Annotated in this window: 12 protein-coding genes and 1 tRNA gene; 7 read left to right on the forward strand and 6 right to left on the reverse strand. The window is 75.6% G+C overall.

The features are described from left to right. Positions 1-31 precede the first annotated feature (31 nt). The 3 genes from zwf to ACFPCY_RS35730 all read right to left on the reverse strand — a co-directional run bounded on the left by zwf (position 32) and on the right by ACFPCY_RS35730 (position 4102). On the reverse strand, positions 32-1477 hold the full coding sequence (gene zwf / locus ACFPCY_RS35720) for a glucose-6-phosphate dehydrogenase (RefSeq protein WP_378262866.1): 1446 nt from the start codon (positions 1475-1477) through the stop codon (positions 32-34). A 121-nt stretch (positions 1478-1598) separates the two neighbouring features. Further along, the gene (locus ACFPCY_RS35725) at positions 1599-2540 is read right to left on the reverse strand and encodes an aldose 1-epimerase family protein (RefSeq protein WP_378262868.1); all 942 of its coding nucleotides are present in this window, start codon (positions 2538-2540) and stop codon (positions 1599-1601) included. A 131-nt stretch (positions 2541-2671) separates the two neighbouring features. Beyond that, positions 2672-4102 carry a sugar porter family MFS transporter gene (locus tag ACFPCY_RS35730; RefSeq protein WP_378262870.1) on the reverse strand — a complete coding sequence of 477 codons (1431 nt, stop codon included), beginning with the start codon at positions 4100-4102 and terminating at the stop codon, positions 2672-2674. 447 nt (positions 4103-4549) lie between these two features. Here ACFPCY_RS35730 and ACFPCY_RS35735 point away from each other — a divergent pair. The 3 genes from ACFPCY_RS35735 (at position 4550) to ACFPCY_RS35745 (ending at position 6652) form a co-directional block, all read left to right on the forward strand. Beyond that, positions 4550-4621, forward strand: a tRNA-Val gene (locus tag ACFPCY_RS35735). Positions 4622-4829: 208 nt separating this feature from the next. After that, on the forward strand, positions 4830-5849 hold the full coding sequence (gene glnII, locus ACFPCY_RS35740; protein WP_378262872.1) for a glutamine synthetase: 1020 nt from the start codon (positions 4830-4832) through the stop codon (positions 5847-5849). 179 nt (positions 5850-6028) lie between these two features. After that, complete coding sequence (locus ACFPCY_RS35745) at positions 6029-6652, forward strand: hypothetical protein (RefSeq protein ID WP_378262874.1); 624 nt, start codon at positions 6029-6031, stop codon at positions 6650-6652. 20 nt (positions 6653-6672) lie between these two features. On the opposite strand, the gene ACFPCY_RS35750 is transcribed toward ACFPCY_RS35745, so the two are convergent. The 3 genes from ACFPCY_RS35750 to ACFPCY_RS35760 form a co-directional block, all read right to left on the reverse strand. After that, a complete protein-coding gene (locus tag ACFPCY_RS35750) occupies positions 6673-7512 on the reverse strand; it encodes a hypothetical protein (RefSeq protein ID WP_378262876.1) in 840 nt (279 codons plus the stop codon). Positions 7513-7722: 210 nt separating this feature from the next. Then, a complete protein-coding gene (locus tag ACFPCY_RS35755; RefSeq protein WP_378262878.1) occupies positions 7723-8160 on the reverse strand; it encodes a universal stress protein in 438 nt (145 codons plus the stop codon). Between the two features lie 10 nt (positions 8161-8170). Then, complete coding sequence (locus tag ACFPCY_RS35760; RefSeq protein WP_378262880.1) at positions 8171-9925, reverse strand: RelA/SpoT family protein; 1755 nt, start codon at positions 9923-9925, stop codon at positions 8171-8173. 342 nt (positions 9926-10267) lie between these two features. On the opposite strand from ACFPCY_RS35760, the gene ACFPCY_RS35765 reads away from it, so the two are divergent. From ACFPCY_RS35765 to ACFPCY_RS35780, 4 genes are all read left to right on the forward strand, one after another. Continuing rightward, positions 10268-11371, forward strand: coding sequence for an alpha/beta fold hydrolase (locus ACFPCY_RS35765; RefSeq protein WP_378262883.1), 1104 nt, complete (start codon positions 10268-10270; stop codon positions 11369-11371). A gap of 774 nt (positions 11372-12145) precedes the next feature. Further along, complete coding sequence (locus ACFPCY_RS35770) at positions 12146-19384, forward strand: SDR family NAD(P)-dependent oxidoreductase (protein WP_378262885.1); 7239 nt, start codon at positions 12146-12148, stop codon at positions 19382-19384. Beyond that, positions 19381-23769, forward strand: coding sequence for a beta-ketoacyl synthase N-terminal-like domain-containing protein (locus ACFPCY_RS35775; RefSeq protein ID WP_378262887.1), 4389 nt, complete (start codon positions 19381-19383; stop codon positions 23767-23769). The genes ACFPCY_RS35770 and ACFPCY_RS35775 overlap by 4 nt, the downstream gene beginning before the upstream one ends. Then, a complete protein-coding gene (locus ACFPCY_RS35780; protein WP_378262889.1) occupies positions 23766-24155 on the forward strand; it encodes an acyl carrier protein in 390 nt (129 codons plus the stop codon). Before ACFPCY_RS35775 ends, ACFPCY_RS35780 begins: the two co-directional genes overlap by 4 nt. Positions 24156-24159 lie beyond the last annotated feature (4 nt).

Consider the following 24159-nt stretch of genomic DNA (forward strand, 5'->3'; position numbering starts at 1 on the left):
CCTGCGCTCACGGGCTCCCGCGCTCCGGTGGTCAGGCTCCGGAGGGGCGTCCGGCCGGGTTGGTCTGGCGGGCGTCGGGGTGCGGGGTGACGTCGTGCCAGCCGTCCGGGCCGGGCATCTTGTCGGCGGCCTCGGGCCCCCACGAGCCGGGCGCGTACGGCAGCGGCTTCTCGGGCAGGTTGAGCACCGGCTCGACGATCCGCCAGCACTCCTCCACGACCGGCAGGACGGCGAAGTAGGTCTGGTCGCCGGTGATCGCGCCCTCCAGGACGTTCTCGTACGGCATCTCGACCCGCCCGTAGACGTCCGCGAAGTCGACCCGCAGCGGGACGGGCGCCGACGCCTCGCCCTGTTCGGGCTGCTTGGCCACCAGCTCCACGGTCATCGCCGCCTCGGGCACCATGTGGAACCGGATGAGGTTCGGCGCCGGATTGCCGCTCCGGTCCGGGTACAGCGCGACCGGCGGCCGCTGCATCTCCACGACGACCTCCGTCGAGGTGGTCGCGAGCGACTTGCCGCTGCGCAGCAGGAACGGCACGCCCTCCCAGCGCCAGTTGTCCACCCACATCTTGGTCGCGAAGTACGTCTCGGTGGTCGAGTCCGGCTTCACGCCCTCGACGTCCAGGTAGCCCTGGTACTGGCCGCGCACGGTGTCGGCCGGGTCCATCGCCCGGACGGCCTGGAGCACCTTGTGCTTCTCGGCCTTCTCCGCCTCGACCGTCCGCGCGGACGGCGGCTCCATCGTCAGGAACGTGAACACCTGGAGCAGGTGGTTCTGGACGACGTCCTTCAGGCAGCCCACCGAGTCGTAGAACGAGCCCCGGTCGGCGACGTCGAAGTCCTCCAGCAGGTTGATCTGGATGTTGTCGATGTGGTCGCGGTTCCAGATCGGCGCGAGCATCTCGTTGGCGAACCGGGCCGCCTTGAGGCCCTCCACCGCGACGTCCCCGAGGAAGTGGTCCACCCGCAGCAGGTGGTCCTCGTCGAAGTGCCGCGCCAGCCGGTCGTTCAGGCTCCGCGCCGTGGCGAGGTCGTGGCCGAACGGCTTCTCCACGACGATCCGGGCGTTGCGGTTCAGGCCCTCGGCCGCCAGGGAGTCGGCGACCGTGGTGAACAGTGACGGCGGGATGGCGAGGTAGTGGCTGACGAAGCCGTCCTCCCCGGCCACCTGCCGGAGCCGGTCGCGCAGCCGGGAGAACGTCGCGTCGTCCTTGAAGTCGCCCGTGACGATGCTGAGGTTGGACGCCAGCTTCGAGAACACCCGCTCGTCGAAGTCGGGGACCGCCGTGGTGATCGACGTGCGGGCGTGCTGCCGCAGGGCGTCGTCGTCCCAGTCGGAGTAGGCGACGCCGACGACGGGGACGTCCAGGATGCCGCGCTGGGTCAGCCGGTACAGCGCCGGGAAGAGCATCTTCGCGGCCAGGTCGCCGGTGATGCCGAACAGGGCGAGCGCGTCCGCGCGCTCCGGGGTCTCCATGACGGTGCGTCCTCCTGTGGGTCTCTCTCGATCGGATCGGTGTCGTTCCAGGACGGTGGGTGGACGGGTGGACGGGTGGACGGGTGGACGGGTGGACGGTCGTTCCGGCGCGGCGGGCCGGTCAGCCGGCGACGATGCCCCAGGTGCCGCGGTGCGTGGCCCCCGGCTCCAGCCGGATCAGGTCGGCGCCGCTCGCGAGCGCGTTCGGCGGGCACGTCATCGGCTCCACCCCGAGGCCCTGCCGCCGCTGCTCCGGCGGGACGTCGTCGGCGGTGTACACCTCCACCCACGGGTGCGTGCGGTCGAGCCAGCACGAGGTGCGGCGGTCCGTCCCGGACAGGTGCACCCAGGCGCGTCCGGCCTCGTCGCGCGCGATGTCGGTGAAGGCGCGGTCGATCTGCCGGGAGCCCAGCCGCGGCCCGTCGCGCAGGTCGTAATCGGTGCCCTCGACCGGTTCGGGCGGCCCCGACGGGACCATCCGCTCGTCGACCGGCAGATAGCGGGAGCCGGGGACCTGGACCGTGCACTCGTCGATGGGCTGCCCCACCGACAGGTACGGATGCGCGCCGTGGCCGTACGGCGCGGCGACGCGGCCGTGGTTCACGGAGGTCACGGTGATCGTGAGCCCGTGGTCGGCGTCCAGCGTGTAGTCGGCCATGATGTCGAGCCGGAACGGGTAGCCGGGCGAGGCGAGCAGCCGGGTCGTCAGGGAGACCCGGTCGGCCGCGTGCTCCACCTCCCGCCAGGTGGACCAGCGGACGAGCCCGTGGATCGCGCAGTCGTACTCCGGCTCGTCGATGTCGAGGACGTGCTCCCGGCCGTCCCAGGTGTAGCGGCCCCGGTCGACGCGGTTCGGCCAGGGGATCAGGAGCTGGCCGAACGCGGCGGGCGGGATCTCGTCCTCGTCGTAGGTCAGGATGAGCGGCTCGCCGTCGTGGCTTAGCGCGCGCAGCCCGGCCCCGAGCTCGGTCACCACCGCCCGGTAGGGCCCGGCGGAGATCTCGAACTGCTCTCCGGACGCGGCCAGTAGGGCGCGGCGGGTCTCCGCCGCCGATGTGCTCATCGCGGGAAGTCCTCTGTGCTCATCGCGGGATGTCCTCTCCTCCGGCGGGCGCCCCGTCCAGGGACGGACGCCGCCGGATCCGTGTGCTCGGGACGCCCCCGGCGGGCGCCCTCCGTCTGCCGCCGCGCTGGTCAGGCCCGCTGCCCGGCACGCGTGTCCTGATGGCGCATACCCCGAATCTCCGCGTCGATCTGCTGGAAGGTGCGGTTCTTGGTCTCCGGCACCCGGGCGATGACGTAGGCCAGGGCGAGCACGCAGATGACACCGAACACCCAGAAGGTCGGGCCCTGGCCGAGGGCGTTCGACAGCGGCAGGAACGCCTGGCTGACGACGAAGTTGGACAGCCAGTTGACCATCGTGGCGAGGCTGGCCGCCTCGGCCCGCGCCCGCGGCGGGTAGATCTCGGAGTTCAGCAGCCAGAACACCGGGCCGAGCCCGACCGCGAACGCCATGATGTAGCCGAGCGTGGACAGCAGCGCGGTGACGCTGGAGGCCGTCCCGCTGAGGGCGGTGAACGCCAGCCCCATCGGGACGGTGGCCAGCATCATGAGGCTGAGCGAGACGATCAGCAGGCGGCGCCGTCCGGCGGTGTCGGTGAGCCGCATCGCGATCAGCGTGACGACCAGGTTGATCGCGCCGATGATGATCGAGTAGATCAGCGCGTTGGACGCGTTCAGCCCGGTCTTCTGCATGATCGTCGGCGCGTAGTACATGATCGTGTTGATGCCGCAGAACTGCTGCAGCGCGGCCAGCGCCAGCCCGATCAGCAGCGCCGGCCGGACGGCGGGCGAGGTGAACATCTCCTTGATCGAGAGGGCCGCGCCCTTCTCCTCGCGCGCGCCGCCGTAGCCTCGGATCACCGAGTCCACCTGGTCCGGCGGCGTGTAGCGGGCGATCACCGAGCGGGCCGGCCCGTCCTGCCCGTGCCGCTCCAGCCAGGCGGGCGTCTCCGGCGCGACCGCCATCCCCGCCAGCATCAGGACGGCCCCGACCAGGCCGAACGCGAACATGCCCCGCCAGTTCGCCGAGCCGGACAGCAGCAGGTCCACGATGTAGGACGACAGCAGCCCGATCGTCACCATGAGCTGGTTGGTCGAGACCATCGTCCCGCGGACCTTCGTCGGGGCCATCTCCGACAGGTAGACCGGCACGAGCGCCGACGCCCCGCCGACGCCGAAGCCGAGGATGAACCGCGCGGCCAGCAGCGTCCCGACGTCCGGCGCCACGGCCGCCACCACGAGGCCGACGACGAAGATCGCCGCGACCAGCAGCAGCGCCTTGCGGCGTCCGATCCGGTCGGCGACGCGTCCGGCCAGCGGCGCGGTCACCGCGGCGCTCAGCAGCAGCACGCTGACGACCGCGCCCTGCATGAACGAGTTGAGGTGGAAGTCCCGCCGGATGAACAGCATCGCGCCCGAGACGACGCCGGTGTCGTACCCGAAGAGCCAGCCGCCGAGCGCGGCGCAGAACGTCCAGAGGACGAGCCTCCGCTTGGAGTGCAGCGGCAGCTCGCCGAGTTCCGGCCCGTGGGTGACCGGTGCGGTCGCGAAGCCGTGGGTCATGCCTCGACCTCCGGAGGAGAGGGACGCGCGCTTGCGCCCGTGACGTCGGGAACCCTCCGGGCGGAGGTCGTTCCCGAGGGATCGCCCTCTTGCTGCCGATCTCCCCGCTCGGCGCTGTGCGGACCCCCTGCGTCCGGTCAAGGAATTCCCACGCCGCACCCTGGCGCCCGCACCCCGCCGCACCCTGGCGTCCGCACTGCGGCACAGCCTGGCGCGCGCACCGCACTGCAGCCTGGCGCCGCGCACCGCGGCGCACCCTGGCGTCCGCACTGCGGCACAGCCTGGCTCCGCACCATGCTCAGCCTGGTGTCCGCACCGCGCCGGACGCCGCGGCAAGGCGCTGAGGTGGTGCGGAGCCGGGCGGCGGAGGGGCCAAACCGTTTCGCGAAAGGCCCCGGGAACCGGGTACGCTTGCCCGGTCGCCGGGACGTCCCACCCCCCGGCCCGGGGCGCGTAGCTCAGGGGTAGAGCACCCGCCTTACAAGCGGGTGGCCGCAGGTTCGAAACCTGCCGCGCCCACCGCCACGTCCGGGCCCCGCCTCCTGCCGGAGGCGGGGCCTTCGGCGTCCTCGGGGACCGAAATCCGGCCGGTGTGACCGGATTCTCACCGGCTTCGGGCAGGTCAGCCGCTGGTTTACATGCCGTTCACAAACGGGCAACAGGTCCGAAATGCCCTATTGCAACTCTCTTCTCGGCCGGAGACACCGGGCCACCGGAGGAGGAGACGTTGAGCTACAAGGCCGAATACATCTGGGTCGACGGCACCGAGCCCACCGCGAAGCTCCGGTCCAAGACCAGGATCCTCGCCGACGGCGCCGAACTCCCGGACTGGGGCTTCGACGGCTCCAGCACCAACCAGGCCCCCGGCGACAACTCCGACTGCGTGCTCAAACCCGTCCTGGCGGTCCCCGACCCGATCCGCGGCGGCGAGAACAAGCTGGTGCTGTGCGAGGTCTTCCACGTGGACGGCACGCCGCACCCGACCAACAACCGGGCCAAGCTGCGCCCGATCGCCGAGCAGTACGCCGCGCACGACGCCTGGTTCGGCATCGAGCAGGAGTACACCTTCTTCCAGGCGGGCCGCCCGCTCGGCTTCCCCGAGACCGGCTTCCCCGCCCCGCAGGGCCCGTACTACTGCGGCGTCGGCGCGGACGAGGTGTTCGGCCGCGACATCGTCGAGCGCCACCTGGACGCCTGCCTGGACGCCGGGATCAAGGTCTCCGGCATCAACGCCGAGGTCATGCCCGGCCAGTGGGAGTTCCAGATCGGCCCGGCCGGGCCGATCGAGGTCGCCGACCACCTGTGGCTCGCCCGCTGGCTGCTGTACCGCATCGCCGAGGACTTCGGCGTCGCCGCGACGCTCGACCCGAAGCCCGCCAAGGGCGACTGGAACGGCGCCGGCGCGCACACCAACTTCTCCACCAAGGCGATGCGGGAGTCCTACGACGCGATCATCACCGCCTGCGAGGCGCTCGGCGCCGAGGGCAAGGTCGAGGAGCACATCGCCGGCTACGGCCCGGGCATCCAGGAGCGGCTGACCGGCCAGCACGAGACCGCCCCCTGGAACGTGTACTCCTACGGCGTCTCCGACCGCGGCGCTTCCGTCCGGATCCCGTGGCAGGTCCAGGTGGACAAGAAGGGCTACATCGAGGACCGGCGCCCGAACGCCAACATCGACCCCTACAACGTCACCCGCCTGCTGGTGAACACCTGCTGCGAGGCCCTGGAGAAGGCCGGCCAGGTCTGACCCGTCCGGACCTTTCGTTCGAACCTCCCGGCCGAGGCCCCCGCGACATCGCGGGGGCCTCGGCCGTTTCGGGACGGGCCGTCCCCACCCTCGCCAAATGACCGCAAAGTGTTACCCGGCCGGGCGTCCTCGCCGGCCGCTCCGGGTAGCACTCAGGCATCCGCGAGGAGGGAGGGGACATGGCGGAGACGCCGTCCGGGCCGTTCGCCGGAGGCGGCGGAGGGCCGGGACGCGGCGGCACGCCGCGCGGTGGCCGTCCCCGCCCGCACCCGGTGGCGCGGTCCTTCCGCTGCCGGCACGCGGTGCGTCCCGCGCTGCCGCCGCCGTCCCGCTACTCCGACTTCCTCGTGATGCACGAGGCCGCCGACCATCCGGACGCCGCCGCCCGCCGCCTCTGGCTGATCGGGCTCGGCGCGGCGTTCGTCGCGGGCGTCCTGGCGTTCGGCTCGGCGTACGTGATCCGCGTGGTGTCCGGCGTCCCCGTGCCCGCCTTCGTGGACCGGACGCTGACCCCGGGCGGCGCGGGCATCGCCTACGGGATCTGCTCGGCCGCCGTCACGCTCCAGCTCACCGCGCTCGCGCAGATCCTGATCGCCACCGCCGACCGGCCCGTCCGCGCGTTCCTCTGGACGGGCGGCTTCCTGGTGGTGCTGGTGACCGTGCTGCCGCTGCTCGTCGGCGGCCCGGTCGAGGCGACGACCGCGACCGCGCTGCTCAACCTGGGCGGCGGCGCGGCCGACGTGGCCGTCCTCGCCGCCGCGGCGTCCGTGCTCGGCCCGCCGCCGCGGTTCTTCGACCTCTGACCGCCGGCCCGCGCCGCGCCTCAGCGGCCGATGTGGATCACCAGCGGGTCGGGCGCGCTGGTCGTCGTCACCCGGTACGGGACGAGCCGGCGCCGCACCTGGTGGCTGAACGGGTCCTGCGGCGCGAGCACCCGGAACTCCCGGTGGATGCCGGAGACGCCCAGCACCAGGTGCACGCCCCAGCGGCCGCGCGGCAGCGGATCGTCGATGAACGCGCGGGTCAGCGGGACGGCCGCGATGTAGGTCAGCAGGCCCTCGGCGCGGCCGAGCCGGACGAACGCGTCGTAGGAGCGGTCCCGGGACGGCTCGCGCAGCGACATCCACGCGGTCACCGGGGCGTCGGCGTCCGGCAGCGCGAGATGGCCGCTGATCATCAGCTCCTCGTCCCGGCCGTTCCAGTCCACCGTGTCCGCCTGGCAGTCCCCGGCGGTGCGCGGCTCGCCGCCGACGTCCAGCGCGAGCTGCCCGTGCCGGTCGAAGTACACCGTGACGGGCGTCGAGCCCGGCAGGAACCGGCGCTGCGGGGTGCCGTCCAGGGTGACCTCGGACCCGGCGCGCAGCGGCGTGACCCGCGCGCCGACGGGCGACTCGACGGCGAGGTCGAGGTCCCACACGCCGTGCGAGAGCACCGAGCCCGCCAGGGCCGTCGCCGGGTCCACGGCCGCCTCGAACGCGGTGCCGCCGCCGTCCGGCACCGGGACGGCCGGGACGGGCAGCACCCGGTCGCCGTCCCGCTCGCGCACCAGCACGACCAGGTCGGGCGCGTCCACGCGGACGTCCGGCACCCGCCCGCGCAACCGCAGCACGCCGGCCGTCCAGCCCACGTCGGTCAGGTACGGCTCGTCCACGCGTCCCCCCACGTCGTCACCCGGCTCCTAGGAGATCATCTACCCCGGCCGCCTGCCCAGCCGCCCCGCCCGGAAACCCGGCCGCTCCGGTCGGGAACCGCCCGGCCGCCCCGCCCGGAACCCGCCCGGACGCCCCGCCCGGCAATCGCCCGGACGCCCCGCCCGGGAACCGCCCGGACGGCATGCCCGGAAACCCGGACGCCCCGGTCGGGAAGCGGGCGGTCACGGGACGACGGTGACGGGCCAGCGGCCGGCGCGCACGAGGCGGACCGCGACGGAGCCGACCAGCCGGTGGCCCGCCTGCGCCGAGGCGCCGACGACCACGGCGTCCGCGCGGACCTCGTCGGCGATCTTGGACAGCACCGCGGCCGCGTCGCCCGCCTCGGTGCGGAACTCGTAGGCCACGTGCGTCCGCTCGGCCGCCTTCGCGAGTTCGGTGCGCATCTCCTCCGCGACCTGCTCGGCCGCCTCGCGGAGCACCGCCGCGCCGCCGGGCGTCAGCGTGGACATCGCGGCCACCGGTACCGCGTAGACCAGCACCAGCCGGGCGCCCGACCGGCGGGCCAGGCCCCACGCGTACGCCGCCGCGTGCAGCGACGGGTCGGAGCCGTCCACCCCGCACACGATCATCCTCGGACCGTCAGTGGCCAGCTCGAACATGTCCCTCACCCTAGCCGGGCGCGAGCCGCTCCAGAAGATCGGGGAGGCGCACCGAACCGGCGTCCAGCGCCGCGTACAGCTCCTCCAGCTCGCCGAAGCCGAGGTCGCGCGCCACGGCGAGGGCGTCGCCGCGCGCCTCGGCGGCGAGCAGGTCGACCCGGCGTCCGGCCAGCGCCTCGCGCAGGCCGCGCCGTCCGGCGTCGGCCGAGCGCTCGGCGCGGCTGCGGGCGAGCGCCTGCGCGATCTCCATCCGCGCGTGCGCGGTGACCGCGAAGTCGAGCCAGTCGGCGGACGGCGCGGCGGCGGGCCCGGTCAGCACCTCGACCACGTTGCCGGTGCGCAGCTCCACCGACAGCGGCGCCGGACGGCCGTTCACCAGCGCCCCAATGGAGCGTTCCCCGGTGCCGTCGGCCAGCGCGTAGGCGAAGTCCAGCGCGGTCGCGCCCGCCGGGAGCGTGATCATGCGGCCGCGGGAGGTGAACGCGGCGACCGTGCCGGGCGCGAGGCCGGCGCGCAGGCCGTCCAGGAACCGGTCGGACGGCGCGGCGGACTGCCAGGCCAGCAGCCGGCTCAGCCAGACCAGGTCGCGGCGGCCGGCCACCTCCCGCCCGGCCGCGCGGTCGCCCGCCTCCCGGACGCTCGCGACGATGCCGTACTCGGCGAGCGGGTGCATCGACCGGCTCCGGATGATCACTTCGAGCGGGTCGCCGTCCGGGCTGACCACGCGGGTGTGCAGGGACCGGTACAGGTTGTCCTTGGGCAGCGCGATGTGGTCGCGCAGCCGGCCCGGGACCGGGTGCAGGACCGAGTGCACCGCGCCGAGCGCGACGTAGCAGTCGGTGTCCGGGCCGTCCACGAGGATCAGCAGCCGGGCCGCCTCGCAGGGCCGCAGCCCCGCGACGTCGCCGCCGCGCGTCCGGTGCACCGAGTACAGGTGCCGCGCCCGGACGGACGTCTCGGCGGACACGCCCTGCGCGCGCAGCGCGGGCCCGATGCGTCCGATCGCCGGGCCGAACGCGGCGGGGACCCGGGCGAGCGCCGCGGCCACGGCCTCCGCGGCGGCGGCGTGCGCGGCCGGGTCGCGCGCCGCGAACGCCAGGTCGTCCATCTCCCGCTGGAGCACCCGGATGCCGAGCCGCTCGGCGAACGGGACGAGCAGCTCGTGCGAGGCGGTCGCGATCCGGATCCGCTTCTCGCGCGGCTGGAAGCCGAGCGTCCGCAGGTTGTGCAGCCGGTCCGCCAGCTTGATCACCAGCACCCGCAGGTCCGCCGCGGCGGCCAGCACGATCTTGCGGAACGTCTCGGCCTCGGCCCGCGCGCCCCAGCGCTCGCCGTCCAGCTTGGTCACCCCGTCCACCAGGACGGCCACCTCGTCGCCGAAGTCGGCGCGCAGCTCGCCCAGCGTGTAGGGGGTGTCCTCGACGGTGTCGTGCAGCAGCGCGGCGACGAGCGTGGCGGTGTCCATGCCCATCCCGGCGAGGATGGTCGCGACCGCGAGCGGATGCGTGATGTACGGAGCGCCGGACTTGCGCAGCTGCCCGCGGTGCAGCCGCTCGGCGACGCGGTAGCCGCGGACGAGCTCGTGCTCGTCGCGGCCGGGGCAGACCGCCCGGTACTGCGCGAGCAGCGGCGCGAGCGCGGGGTCGGGGGGCGAGCGGTCACCGCCCGTGCCGGGCGCGCGTCCCTCCCCGGCGCGCGCCCGTCCCCGGCGCGCCCCGGACGCGTGCTGGTGGGACGTGCGCTCGCGCTCGCCGAGGCTTCTCATCACCCACCCGTCCGGCTCCGGCCCGTGGCATGGGTTGCTACGGGGTGTAACTGGCATTATGCGGGACGTGTCGAGCCGGGCACGACAGGGGGGCGCCCGCGGCGGACCGGCGGCCCGCCGGGCGGGACGGCTCGCGCCGCGCCGCCTGACCGCCCGGTCATTTCGGCCTCCCGCCCGACTTCTGTCCGAGCCGCCGCTGTCAAGACCATTTAACACGGACTTCACGGGGCTGTGATGTCGATCTCGTCCCGGCCGGGGTAGTAATGGCATTGCCCGAGGTGGACCGGCTTTGGCCACGGAGTTCGCCGCGGGCGTCCCCTAATGGAGAGGGATAATCGGGAAATGATCCCCTCAGCCCGTGCCCTGCGTGCCGCCGCGGCCAACGCCGCGCAGATGCTCCTCTACGGACACGTCGCCGACCTGCGCCCGATGCCCGCCGTTCTGCTGGCGGACGGGCCCAAGGGGGCGGTCCACCGGTACCGGGGCCCGGAGGGGGTCGTCCCGGCGGGGCCTCCGGTGCTGTTCGTGCCGCCGCTCGCCGCGCCCGCCCGCTGCTACGACCTGCGGCGCGGATGCAGCCTCGCCGAGCACGTCGTCGCCGCCGGACGCCTCGGCTACCTGCTCGACTACGGCCCCGTTTCGTTCGCCGACCGCGACCTGGGCTTCACCGCGTGGGTGCGCGAGGTGCTGCCGGACGCGATCCGGACGGTCAGCGCGGACGCCGGCGGCCAGCCCGTGCAGCTCGTCGGATGGTGCCTCGGCGGCATCCTCGCGCTGCTCGCCGCCGCCGACGATCCGGGCCTGCCGATCGCCTCGGTCGCCGCGATCGCCACGCCGGTCGACCTCGCCGCCGTCCCGCTCGCGGCCCCGCTGCGCCCGCTGGCCCGCGTCCCCGGCCTCGGCCCGGGCGTCGTCGGCGCCTTCGACGCGGCGTTCGGCGGGCTGCCGAAACCGCTGGTGAAACGCGCCTACCAGCTGATCGGCGCGGACAAATACCTGCTCCGCCCCTATCGCACGCTCACCAATCTCGACGACCGCGAATTCCTCGCCCAGGTCGAAGCGGTCGACCATTTCACCAACTCGATGCTCGCCTATCCCGCCGGAACCGCCCGGGACATTTACCGGGAACTCCTGCAGAAGAACGCGCTTTCCGGCGACGGCGTCCGGATCGGATCCGACCTCGTCCCGCTGAGCGGTGTGAAGGTGCCGGTCCTGGCCGTCGCGGGACGCGGCGACGCGCTCGCGCCGGTCCGCTCCGTCCGGCCGCTCACCCGGCTCCTCGCGGGCGCGCCCGAGGTGCGGTTCGAGACCGCGCCGGGCGGCCACCTCGGCGTCCTGACGGGCCGGTCCGCCCGCACCACCACCTGGGCCCACCTCGACCGCTGGCTCGACGAGGGCACCGTCCGGCACGGCATCCGCCCATCCCGCCGCGAGGCCCTCGCCTGACCTCCGCGTCCCCCGCCTCACCCCGTCCCCCCGCGAGGCTCTGGCCTGACCGTCGCATGCCCCGGCGTCGCCCCGTCCCGCCGCGAGGCTCTGGCCTGATCCCCGCGTGCCTGGCGTCGCCCCGTTCCGCCGCGAAGCTCTGGGCTGACCGTCGCGTGTTCCGCGCTGTCCCGTTTCGCGCGAGATTCTGGCCTGATCGCCGCGTGCCCCGCGCCGCCCCGCCCCGCCGCCAGGCCTCGCCTGACCGTCGCGTGCCCCGCGCCGCCCCATCCCGCCGCCAGGCCTCGCCTGACCGTCGCGTGCCCCGCGCCGCCCCATCCCGCCGCCAGGCCTCGCCTGACCGTCGCGTGTTCCGCGTCGCCCTGTCCCGCGCGCGAGGTTCGCGCCTGACCGTCGCGTGTTCCGCGTCGCCCTGTCCCGCGCGCGAGGTTCGCGCCTCAGCGGCGCGTGATCCGCGGTGACTCTTCCCGGTGCGAGGTTCTTGCCTGACCTCGGCGTGATCGCCGTCCGTCCGCGCCCGGGGTGTGGGGGCGCGGCGGGTCAGGGTTTTGCCAAGGGAAGGCCCAGAGAGGGCCCGGAGTGCGCGCCAGGGGCGGGCGCTGGTGTGTCGTCTGGGTGGTCGCGCGGTCGCCGACCGTAGTGTTGCGCCTCGTCGCGGCCCCCTCCTGCGGAAGGGCGAGCCGCGCTTCGCAAGGGGTGTGACGAGCCAGGGGTTGTTCGAGCCGCGCCGGTCACGAGGGGTCGGGCCGGGCGCGGAACGGCGGGGGGCAGTGCATGACGGCTGAGGTGGGTCCGGACGGCGTGGCCGGGGGCGTTTCGGGAGGCCGATCCCGCCGGCCGGCGGTGGAGGTCGTCGGGGTCGGCCCGTTCGGGCGGCCCGCGCCCCACCTGGCCGCCGCGGTCTGCCGGGCCGGCGGCCTCGGCGTGCTCGACCTCGGCACCGACCGGTCCGCCGCGCTCGCCGCGCTCGCCGACCTTTCCCGCTGGTGGCGGGGCGACTTCGGCGTGCGCGTCCCGGCCGGTTGCGACGTGCGTCCGGACGAGCTGCCCGAGCGCGCCCGGACCGTCCTGCTGGACGCGCCGTCCCTCGACGGCGCCGCCGAGTACGCGCGGGGGCGCCGCCTTCTGGTCGAGGTCGTGGACCCGGCCGAGGCGTCCGCCGCGCTCGCCGCGGACGCCGGGGGCCTGATCGCGCGCGGCTGCGAGGCGGGCGGACGCGTCGGCGAGCTGACCACGTTCGTGCTGCTCCAGCACCTGCTGGCGGATCCGGAGATCACCGTCCCGGTGCTCGCGGCGGGCGGGATCGGCCCGCACACGGCCGCCGCCGCGGTCGCGGGCGGAGCGGCGGGCGTCGTGCTGGACGTCCAGCTCGCGCTGGTCCGCGAGTCCGAGCTGCCGCGCGACGTCACCGACGCGCTGCGCGCCATGGACGGCAGCGAGACCCGCGTGACCGGCGGCCACCGGATCTACAGCCGCCCCGACCTGCCCGACTTCGAGCTGGCCGGGCTCTCCCCGGCCGAGGCGAACGCCCGGCTCGGCGCGTCCGGGCTGCACGTGAAGGCGCTTCCGGTCGGCCAGGACGGGTTCCTCGCCGCCGCCCTCGGCGACCGGCACCGGACGGCCGGGGGAGTGGTCCAGGCCGTCCGGGAGCAGGTGGCGGAGCATTTGCGCGCCGCGCTCGCCGCCCGCCCGCTCGCGCCGCGCGACAACCCGCCCGGCGCGCCGATCAGCCGCGAGTACCCGGTCGTGCAGGGGCCGATGACGCGGGTCAGCGACCGGTCGGCGTTCGCCGCCGCGATCGCCCAGGACGGCGGCCTGCCGTTCCTCGCGCTCGCGCTGATGTCCGGGGACGAGGCGCGCGACCTGCTCGCCGACACCGGCGACCGGCTCGGCGACCGGCCGTGGGGTGTCGGCGTGCTCGGCTTCGCGCCGCCGGAGCTGCGGGACGCGCAGATCGCGGCGGTGCTCGCCGCGAAACCGCCGTACGCGCTGATCGCGGGCGGCCGTCCGTCCCAGGCGGAGCCGCTGGAGGCCGCCGGGATCTCGACCTACCTGCACGTCCCGTCGCCCGGCCTGCTCGACCGGTTCCTCGCCGAGGGCGCGCGCAAGTTCGTCTTCGAGGGCCTCGAATGCGGCGGTCACGTGGGGCCGCGCGCGAGCTTCCCGCTGTGGGAGGCGCAGGTCGGGCGGCTGCTCGACTTCGCGGACGAGCGTCCCGGCGCGGCGGACGAGATGTCCGTGCTGTTCGCGGGCGGCATCCACGACGAGCGGTCCGCCGCGATGGTCGCGGCGCTCGCCGGTCCGCTCGCCGAGCGCGGCGCGGACGTCCGCGTCCTGATGGGCACGGCGTACCTGTTCACCTACGAGGCGGTCGCGGCCGGGGCGATCCTGCCGGGCTTCCAGAAGGCCGCCGTCGAATGCACCGGGACGGCCCTCCTGGAGACCTCGCCCGGGCACGCCACGCGCTGCGCCCGCACCCCCTACGTCGAGACGTTCGAGCAGGCCCGGCACGAGCTGGAGGCCGCCGGGACGACCCGCCGCCGCATGTGGGAGCGGCTGGAGGAGCTGAACCTCGGCCGGCTGCGGATCGCGGCCAAGGGCCTGCGCCGGGGGCCGGGCGGCGGCGCGCTGGAGACCGTCGAGGACGGGGACCAGGCCCGCGAGGGCATGTACATGATCGGCCAGATCGCGGCGCTGCGGTCCGCGACGACCGGCATCACCGGCCTGCACGAGCAGGTCACCACGGGCGCGCTGCGGTTCCTGGAGAGCCGCGCCGCCGCGCTCGGCGTCACCGCCCCGGACGCGGACGTTCCGCGGGCCGCGGCCAAGGCGGCCCCCATGGACATCGCGATCGTCGGCATCGGCTGCGTGTTCCCCGAGGCCGCGGACGCCGACGAGTACTGGGCGAACATCGTGCGCGGCGTCGATGCGATCTCCGAGGTCCCGGCCGAGCGCTGGGACCCGTCCGTCTACTGGGACCCGGAGAGCACCGGCGGCGACAAGACGCCGTCCAAGTGGGGCGGGTTCCTGCCGGACGTCCCGTTCGACGCGCTCGCGTACGGCATCCCGCCCACGTCCCTGGCCAGCGTCGATCCGATGCAACTGCTCGCACTGGAGGTCACGGCGCGCGCGCTGCGCGACGCGGGCTACGACGAGCGGCCCTTCGACCGGTCCCGCACGTCGGTGTTCTTCGGCGCGGAGGCCGGGACCGAACTCGGCACCGCCTACTCCACCCGCGCGATCCTGCCGAAGTACTACGGCGAGGTCCCGCCCGGCGTGGACGGCCAGCTCCCGAAGCTCACCGAGGACTCGGTCGCCGGCGTGCTCACCAACGTGATCGCCGGACGCATCGCCAACCGGTTCGACCTCGGCGGCGCGAACTACACCGTGGACGCCGCGTGCGCCGCGTCCCTCGCCGCGCTCGACGCGGCCTGCAAGGAGCTGGTCGCCGGGACGTCCGACATGGTGCTGTGCGGCGGCGCCGACCTGCACAACAGCATCTACGACTACCTGCTGTTCGCGTCCGTCCACGCGCTCTCGCGGAAGGGACGCTGCGCGACGTTCGACGCGTCCGCCGACGGGATCGCGCTCGGCGAGGGCGTCGCCTGCGTCGTGCTGAAGCGGCTCGCGGACGCCGAACGCGACGGCGACCGGATCTACGCGGTCGTCAAGTCCGTCGCCGGGTCGTCGGACGGCCGCTCGCTCGGCATCACCGCGCCCCGCGTCGAAGGCCAGCGGCTCGCCCTGCGACGCGCGTACGAGCGCGCCGGGGTCGAGCCGTCGCGGGTCGGGCTCGTGGAGGCGCACGGCACCGGCACCGAGGTCGGCGACCGCACCGAGCTGACCACGCTCACCGAGACGTTCACCGAGGCCGGGGCCGCGCCGGGCGGCGTCACGCTCGGCTCGGTCAAGTCCCAGATCGGGCACACCAAGTGCGCCGCCGGGCTGGCCGGGCTGATCAAGACCGCGTACGCGCTGCACTCGGGCGTGCTGCCCGGCACCCTGCACCTCACCGCGCCGAACCGGGCGTGGGACGGGCCGTCCAGCCCGTTCGCGTTCGGCCGGACGGCCCGTCCGTGGGCCGCCGCGCCGGGCGAGCGGTTCGCGGGCCTGTCCGGGTTCGGGTTCGGCGGGTCCAACTTCCACGCCGTCCTGGCCGGGTACGACGGCGCGCCCGAGCCGGTCTCCGGGCTGGCCCGCTGGCCCGCCGAGCTGGTGCTGATCCGGGGCGCGGACCGGTCCGCCGCCCGCGCCGAGACCGACCGGCTCGCGGCGCTGGCCGCGGCGCCGGGCGTCCGCCTGCGCGACCTGGCCCGGACGGCCGCCGAGCCGGGCCCCGGACGCGTGCAGGTCGCGATCGTGGCGTCCGGGGTGGACGACCTGCGCGGCAAGCTCGACGCCGCGCGGGAGTTCCGGGCCGTGCCGGGCGTGTTCGTCGCGCCCGCCGCGCCCGCCGCGTCCGCCGCGTCCGCCACGTCCGCCGCGTCCGCCACGCGCGCCGGGCGCGGCAAGGGCCGGGACGCGGCCGAGCGTCGCGACGCGACCCGCGACCTGGACGCGGGTTACGGCCGCGAGGCGGGTTACGGCCGGGTGGCGGGTTACGGCCCGGAGGCGGGCAAGGTCGCGTTCCTCTATCCGGGCCAGGGCAGCCAGCGGCCGAACATGCTCGCCGACCTGTTCGTGGCGTTCCCGCGGCTCCAGCGGCTGCTGCGCCTCGCGGGCGGACGGTACGCCGCGCCGATGTTCCCGCCCGCCGCGTTCACCCCGGACGCCGAGCGCGCGCAGCGCGAGGCGATCACCGACACCCGGATCGCGCAGCCCGCGCTCGGCATCGCGGGGCTCGCGATGCACCGGCTGCTGACCGAGCTCGGCGTCCGGCCCGACCTCGCCGCCGGGCACAGCTACGGCGAGCTCGTCGCGCTGGCCGCGGCCGGGGTCTTCGGCGAGGACGACCTGGTCGAGCTGTCCGCCGCGCGCGCCGAGGCGATCCTCGCCGCCGCCGTCAGCCACGGCGACGACCCTGGCGCGATGGCCGCCTGCGCCGGGACGCTGGAGGAGGTCCGCGCCGCCGTCGCGGGCATCTCCGAGCTGGTCGTCGCCAACCACAACGGGCCGAGGCAGGTCGTGGTCTCCGGCTCGACGCCCGCCCTGGAACAGGCCCTGGAAGCCCTGGCCGGGCACCGGATCGCGGCCAAGCGCATCCCCGTCGCGGCGGCCTTCCACAGCCCGCTCGTCGGCGGCGCCGCGGCGGCGCTGCGCGCCGAACTGTCCCGCCGGGACCTGCGCTCGCCCGCGTTCCCGGTCTGGTCCAACACCACGGCCGCGCCCTACGACACCGAACCCGCCGGACTGCGCGCCACGCTCGCCGGGCAGGTCGCCGCGCCGGTCCGGTTCGTCGAGCAGATCGAGGCCATGTACGCGGCGGGCGCGCGGGTCTTCGTCGAGGCCGGGCCGGGACGGGTGCTCACCGGCCTGGTCGGCGGGATCCTCGGCGACCGCCCGCACACCGCCGTCGCCTGCGACGCGCCCGGCGAGGACGGCGTCGAGCGGCTGCTGCTCGCGCTCGCCGAGCTGGCCGTCACCGGCGTCCCGGTGGACGCCGCCGCCCTGTTCGCCGGACGCGACGCCCGCGTCCTGCGGTCCGCCGAGCCGTCCGCCGCGCCCGGCTGGATCGTCAACGGCCACCTCGTCCGCACCGCCGACGGCGCCTACCTCGGCAACTCGCTGCGCCCGGCCGAACGCGTCTCGCTCCCCTCGGGAGGACCCATGGAAAACACCGCCCCGGACGACCCGAACGGCCCCGCCGGATCCGCGCCACAGCAGGACCCGGTGCAGGCGGCCGTCCTGGAGTACCTGCGCACCAGCCGCGAACTCGTCGCCGCCCAGCGGGACGTCGTCCTCGGCCTGCTGGGCGCGCGGAACGCGGCGCCGGGGGCGGCCGGGGCCGCCTCGGCGCCCGCGCCGCCGCCGGTTCCGGCGCCCCGGTCGGTGCTCTCCGGGCACGTCGTCCCGCAGAGCTTCCCGACCGCGCCGTCCGAGCCGAAGCCGCCCGGCCGGCCCGACGCGCGCACTGAGCCCGAGGCGCGCACTGAGTCCGCCGCGCCCGACGAGCCCGCCGTCCTCGGGCCGGACGAGATCCGCGGCACCGTCCTGTCGGTGATCGGCGCGCGGACCGGCTACCCCGAGCCGATGCTCGGCGCGGACCTCGACCTGGAGGCCGACCTGTCGATCGACTCCATCAAGCGCACCGAGATCATCGGCGAGCTGGCCGAGCGGGTCGGGCTCGCCCGGACCGGCGCGCGGCCGGACGAGGCGATCGTGGAGCAGCTCGCCCGGATCAAGACCATCGGCGAGATCGTCGAGTGGATCGGCGACCGGCTCGCCGCGCCGGAAGGAGATCCGGCGCCCGAAGCAGAAGGCGCCTCGCTGAGCGCGCCGTCCGACCCGAAGCCGGACCGCCAGCCGGAGTCGACGCCTTCGGACGAGCTGGTCGTCCCGCCGGTGCGGCAGGTCGTGCGGATGCGGGAGCTGCCCGCGCTGCCCGCCGCCGACGTCGTCCCCGGACGGTTCGACGGCCGCACCTTCGAGATCGTGGACGACGGGTGCGGGATCGCGCTGGCGCTGGCCGACCTGCTGGAGCAGCAGGGCGCGCGGGTGCGCACCCCGCTGGACGCGGGCGGCCCCTGCGACGGCCTGATCCACCTGGCCGCGCTGCGGCCCGGCGGCGGGCCTGTGCTGCCCGGCGCGTACGCCGGGATCCGGGGCGCGCTGCGGTCCGCGCCGCGCTGGGTGATCCTCGGCACCGGCGCGGGCGGCGCGTTCGGGCGCTCCTACGACGGCGGCGTCGGCGACCCGACGCCGGGCGCGGGCCTGCGCGGCCTCGCCCGGACGCTCGCCAAGGAGTTCCCCGGCACGCTCGTCCGGGCCGTGGACGTGGACACCAAGGACAGCCCGCGCGCGATCGCGCTGCGCCTGCTGGCCGAGCTGCTCGCGCCCGGCGAGCCGGTCGACGTGGGGCACGACGGCGACGTGCGGCGCGGGCTGGTGCTCGTCCGGGAGGAGCTGCCGCCCGCCCTCCCGGCGGACCGCCCGGCGCCCGGCCCGGACGGCGTCGTGCTGCTCACCGGCGGGGCGCGCGGGATCACCGCGCGGGTCGCGCTGGAGCTGGCCCGGACGTCCGGGTGCCGCGTGGAGCTGATGGGGCGCACGCCCGAGCCCGGCGCGGAGGATCCCGAGCTCGCGGACGCGCCGGACCAGGCCGCGCTCCGCCGCGCGCTCGTCGCGCGGGGCGGCCGGACGCCCGCCGAGATCGAGGCGCGGATCCGCAGCGTGCTGGCCCAGCGGGAGATCCGCGCGAACCTCGCCGCGCTGCGCGAGCACGCGGCCGAAGTGCGCTACCACCCGGTGGACGTGCGGGACGCGCAGGCCGTCCGGGCCGTCGTCGAGGACGTCTACAACCGGCACGGCCGCCTCGACGGCGTCGTGCACGGCGCGGGGCTGCTGGAGGACCGGCTCGTCCGCGACAAGACGCCCGAGTCGTTCGAGCGGGTGTACCGGACGAAGGTGGACGGCGCGTCCGCGCTCGCCTCCTCCGTCCGTCCCGACCTGCGGTTCTTCGTGGTGTTCGGGAGCGTCTCTGGGGTGTACGGGAACCCGGGGCAGGCCGACTACGCCGCCGCCAACGACGCCTGCGACACGCTCGCCCGCGTCTGGCGGACCGAGCTGCGCGGCCGGGTCCTGGTCGCGGACTGGGGGCCGTGGGCCGGCGGCGGCATGGTGTCGCCGGAGCTCGCCCGCGAGTACGCCCGGCGCGGCGTCGGCCTCGTGGACCCGGACGCCGCGGTCGCGGCGCTGCTGCACGAGATCGCCGTGGGCGAGGAGGTCCAGGTCGTGCTGTCCAGCACCGCGACGGACCCCGCCGGGGCCGGGAACGCCGAGGGGGCGCCGGACGCGGCGGCCCCGGGCACGGGCCTGCGCGCCGCCGGCGGGGGGCACGTCGGGGCCGCCTCGTGACGGGCGGCGAGCCGGTCGCCGTCGTCGGGCTCGGCGCGGTCTTCCCCGCCGCCGGGTCGGCGGCGGAGTTCTGGGCGAACGTCCGCGCGGGCGTGGACGCGATCACCGACGTCCCGCCGCACCGGTGGGACCCCGCGCTGTACCACGACCCGGCCGCCTTCCACGCGGCCCCGCGCGCCGACCGGTTCTACTGCCGGCGCGGCGGCTTCGTGGACGACCTGGCCAGCGCCGACCCGGCCCGCTTCGGGATCATGCCGACCGCGGTGCCCGGCATCGAACCGGACCAGCTCCTCGCGCTGCGCACCGCCGCCGAGGCGATCGCGGACGCGGGCGGCCCCGACCGGCTGCCCGACCGGACGAGGATCGGCGTGGTGCTCGGCCGGGGCAGCTACATCGGCCCCGCGATGGCCCGCTTCGACCAGCGGATCGGCGCGTTCCACCAGATCGCGGCCGTGCTCACCGAGCTGCTGCCGGACCTGCCCGCCGAGCGCCTGGCGGAGATCCGCGAGGCGTTCCGGGCCCGGCTCGGCCCGGACGGCCCGGACGTCTCGGTCGGCGTCGTCCCGAACTTCGCGGCGTCCCGCGTCGCGAACCGCTTCGACCTGCGCGGGCCCGCCTACACGGTGGACGCCGCGTGCGCCTCGTCGCTGATCGCGGTCGAGCACGCGGTGCGGGCGCTGCGCTCGGGCCAGTGCGACGCGATGCTCGCCGGGGCCGTCCACCACTCCCACCACGTCACGGTGTGGAGCCTGTTCAGCCAGCTCAGGGCGCTGTCGCCGACCGGGGTGATCCGTCCGCTGGACCGCGCCGCCGACGGCACGCTGCTGTCGGAGGGCACCGGCATGGCGCTGCTGAAGCGGCTGCCGGACGCGCTGCGCGCCGGCGACAAGATCTACGCGGTGATCCGCGGGGCCGGGTCGTCCAGCGACGGCCGCGCGTCGAGCCTGATGAGCCCGCTGGTGGACGGCCAGGTGCTGGCGCTCGAACGCGCCTGGGCGGACGCGGGGCTCGACCCGTCCGCGCCGTCCGCGGTGGGGCTGGTGGAGGCGCACGGCACCGGCACGCCCGCCGGGGACGAGGCGGAGCTGACCGCGCTGCGCCGGGTGTTCGGCGACCGGGGGAGCCCGCTCGGCGTCGGCACGGTCAAGTCGATGATCGGGCACGCGATGCCCGCCGCCGGGATGGCCGGGCTGATCAAGGCCGCGTGCGCGCTGCGCGACGCCGTCCTGCCGCCGACGCTGCACGTCACCGAGCCGCATCCGGCGATGGCCGGGACGCGGCTGGCGCCCGTCCGGGAGGCCGCGGAGTGGGAGCGCCCGGCGGACGCGCCGCGCCGCGCGGTCGTCAACGCCTTCGGGTTCGGCGGGGCGAACGCGCACCTCGTCCTGGAGGAGGCTCCGGCGGCGGCGAAGGCGCACCTCGGCCCGCTGCGGCTGCGCGGCGACGGGGACGGCGAGCGCGTCCTCCGCCTCGCCGCCCGCGACGCCGCGGCCCTGGCCGGGCTGCTCGACGCCCCGGACGAGGAGATCCTTGCGCGCTGCGACCGCGAACCGGACGACCTGCCCTGCCGCCTCGCGGTCGTCGGCCCGGACGCGCGCAAGCTCACCCTCGCCCGCGCCGTCGCCGAACGCGGCACGCCCTGGCGCGGCCGCGGCGACATCTGGTTCACCCAGAAGCCGCTGCTCGCGTCCGGCGGGCGCCTCGCGTTCCTGTTCCCCGGCTTCGAGCCCGCCTTCGCGCCCCGCGTGGACGACGTCGCCGAGCACTTCGGCCTCGCCCGCCCGGACCTCACCGGCCGCACCGACCTGCTCGGCCACGCCGCCGACGTGATGGCGGTCGGCCGCCTGCTGGCGGACGCGCTCGCCGAGATCGGCGTCCGCCCCGACCTCGCCGCCGGCCACAGCCTCGGCGAGTGGACCGCGATGGTCGTCGCGGGCGTGTACCGCCCGGACGCCGTGGACACCTTCATCTCCGCCCTCGACCCCGCCGGGCTCGACGTCCCCGACGTCGCCTACGGCGCGCTCGGCTGCGGCGCGGACCGGGTCATGGAGGAGCTCGGCGCGCGCACCGACGTGGTCGTCAGCCACGACAACTGCCCGCACCAGTCGGTGATCTGCGGCGAGCCCGAGGCCGTCCGGGAGGTCCTGCGGAGGCTCGGCGCCGAGGGCGTGCTGGGGCAGGAGCTGCCGTTCCGCACCGGATTCCACACGCCGATGGCCGCGTCCCTGCTGGACCAGCTTCGGCCCGCGTTCCGCGCGCTGGAGATCCGCCCCCGACCGGACGTCCCGCTCTGGTCGGCGACGACCGTCGCGCCGTTCCCGGAGACCGAGGCGGAGATCCGCGGGCTGGTGCTCAGGCACCTGCTGGAACCGGTCCGGTTCAGCGAGCTGGTCGAGGAGCTGCACGGCGCCGGCGTGCGCGCGTTCGTGCAGGTCGGGCCGGGCAGCATCACCGGCTTCGTGGGCGACCGGCTCGCCGGGCGCGAGCACCTCGCGATGGCCGTGAACGTGCCGCAGCGCAGCGGCATGGCGCAGCTGCGCCGGGTCGCCGCCGCGCTGTGGACCGAGGGGCACGGCGCCGGTCCGGCCGCCGCGCCGCCGGTCGTCCCGGCCGGACCGGGCGCGGTGCGGCTCGATTTGGGCGCCCCGGTCGTCCGGCTGGACGGCGCCGTCCAGCCCCTCACCCTCGGCGCCGCCGGCCCGCGCACCCGGCCCACGCCTGGATCCGCCGGGACGCCGCCGGGGCTTTCGGGACTGTCTGGGCTGCCGGGCCTGCCGGGCCTGCCGGGCCTTCCGGCGGACGACCCGGTGACGGCCGAGCTGGAGGCGCTGCTGCGCGAGGCCATGGACAGCGCCGGTCACGTCGTGGACGCCTTCCAGAGCACCGCGCCCGCGCCGCCCGGACCGGTTCCGCCGCTCGTCCCGGCGCAGCCCCGGCCGATCGAGCTGACCGTCACGCGGATCTTCTCCCTGGAGACGATGCCGCACGTCCGCGACCACTGCCTGATCCCGCAGCCGGTGGACTGGCCCGACGCGTCCGACCGGTTCCCCGTGGTGCCGCTGACGACGCTGCTGGAGATCATGGCGGACACGGCCCGCGAGCTGTTCCCCGACCTGGTCTGCGTCGGGCTGGAGCACGTCCGCGCGATGCGCTGGGTCGTCGCCGACCCGCCGACCGAGACCGAGGTGTCGGCGCGGCTGCTGGAGACCGCCGCCGACGGCGTGCAGCGGGTCGAGGTCGTCATCAAGGGGCACACCGACGGGGTCGTCCTGCTCGCGCCGCGCCACCCGCGCCCGCCCGCGCCCGACCGGACGCCGCTGACCGCCGAGAACCCGCCCTACGTCACCGCCGACCGGTTCTACGCCGAGCGCTGGATGTTCCACGGGCCGCGCTACCAGGGCGTCGCCGAGATCACCGCGCTCGCGTCCGACGGCCTGCGCGGCGTGCTGACCGCGCTGCCCGCGCCCGGCGCGCTGATGGACAACGTCGGCCAGCTCTGCGGCCACTGGATCCAGGTGCGCGGCGACCGGGACCAGACCGTCTTCCCGACCGGCGTCGAGCGGATCACCTGGTACGGGCCGCCGCCGCGTCCCGGCGCGCGGCTGCCGGTGACCGTCCGCACCCGCGCCGTGACCGCGACGGCGCTCCGCTACGACTGCGAGATCACCGGCCCGGACGGCCGGGTGTGGTGCCGCGTCGAGGGCTGGTCCACGCACCGCTTCTACACCGACGAGTCGGTCTGGCGGCTGAAATTCACGCCCGAGGTGTCGGGCGTCGCCGAGCCGCAGCCCGAGGGCTGGGTGCTGGCGCGCCGGCACTGGGACAACGGCTCCTCGCGCGACCTGCTCATGCGGCAGTACCTCAACGCGGCCGAGCGCGCCGACTACGACGCGCTCACGCCGCGCGAGCAGGGCCCGTGGCTGCTCGGCCGGATCGCCGCCAAGGACGCCGTCCGGAACTGGCTCTGGGAACGCGGCCACGGCCCGCTGTTCCCCGCCGAGATCACCATCGCGGACGGCGCGTCCGGACGGCCGTCGGCGACCGGCGCGTTCGACCCGCCCGCGCTGTCGATCGGGCGGACCGACGAGCTGGGCGTCGCGCTCGTCCGGGACGCGGGACGGCCGTGCCACATCCAGGTCACGCGCGCGGACCTCGCGCCGCGCGGCGGTCCGTCGCTCCCGCCCTGGACGGCGTCGCGCGAGTTCGACGGCCACCTGGTGACCTGGACGCTCCCGGACGCCCAGACCCCGGGAGCCCGGCCCGCCCGCGACGCCCCGGACGGCCCGTCCGACACCCCGGACGATCCGGCCCACACGGACGACCCGAACGACACGGACGACGACGGAGACGCCTTCAACCGCAACAAGGGGGAGAACAGCACATGACCGCTGGAAACGACGTCCTGAGCGAGATCGTGGACATGCTGGCCGAGGTCGTCGGGGAGGACTTCCTGCTGGAGCAGCCGGTCGGCCCGGACACCTCGTTCCACGAGGACCTCGCGCTGGAGAGCATCGAGTTCGTCGCGCTGGCCGAGAAGCTCCAGGACCGCTACGGCGCGCGGATCGAGTTCGCCGCGTTCATCGCCGGGATGGACCTCGACCAGATCATGGCCATGACCGTCGGCGACCTCACCGCCCACGTCGAGGCGCGCCTCACCGCCCACCCCGAGGCGCGCCTCACCGCCCACGGCGAGGCGCGCCTCACCGCCCACGGCGAGGCGCGCCTCGACGTCCCGGCGGACGCCCCCGGACCGCGCGCCGCGTACGCGTAGGGGG

The organism is Actinomadura gamaensis (genome assembly GCF_042652125.1).
GTDB classification, from domain to species: domain Bacteria; phylum Actinomycetota; class Actinomycetes; order Streptosporangiales; family Streptosporangiaceae; genus Spirillospora; species Spirillospora gamaensis.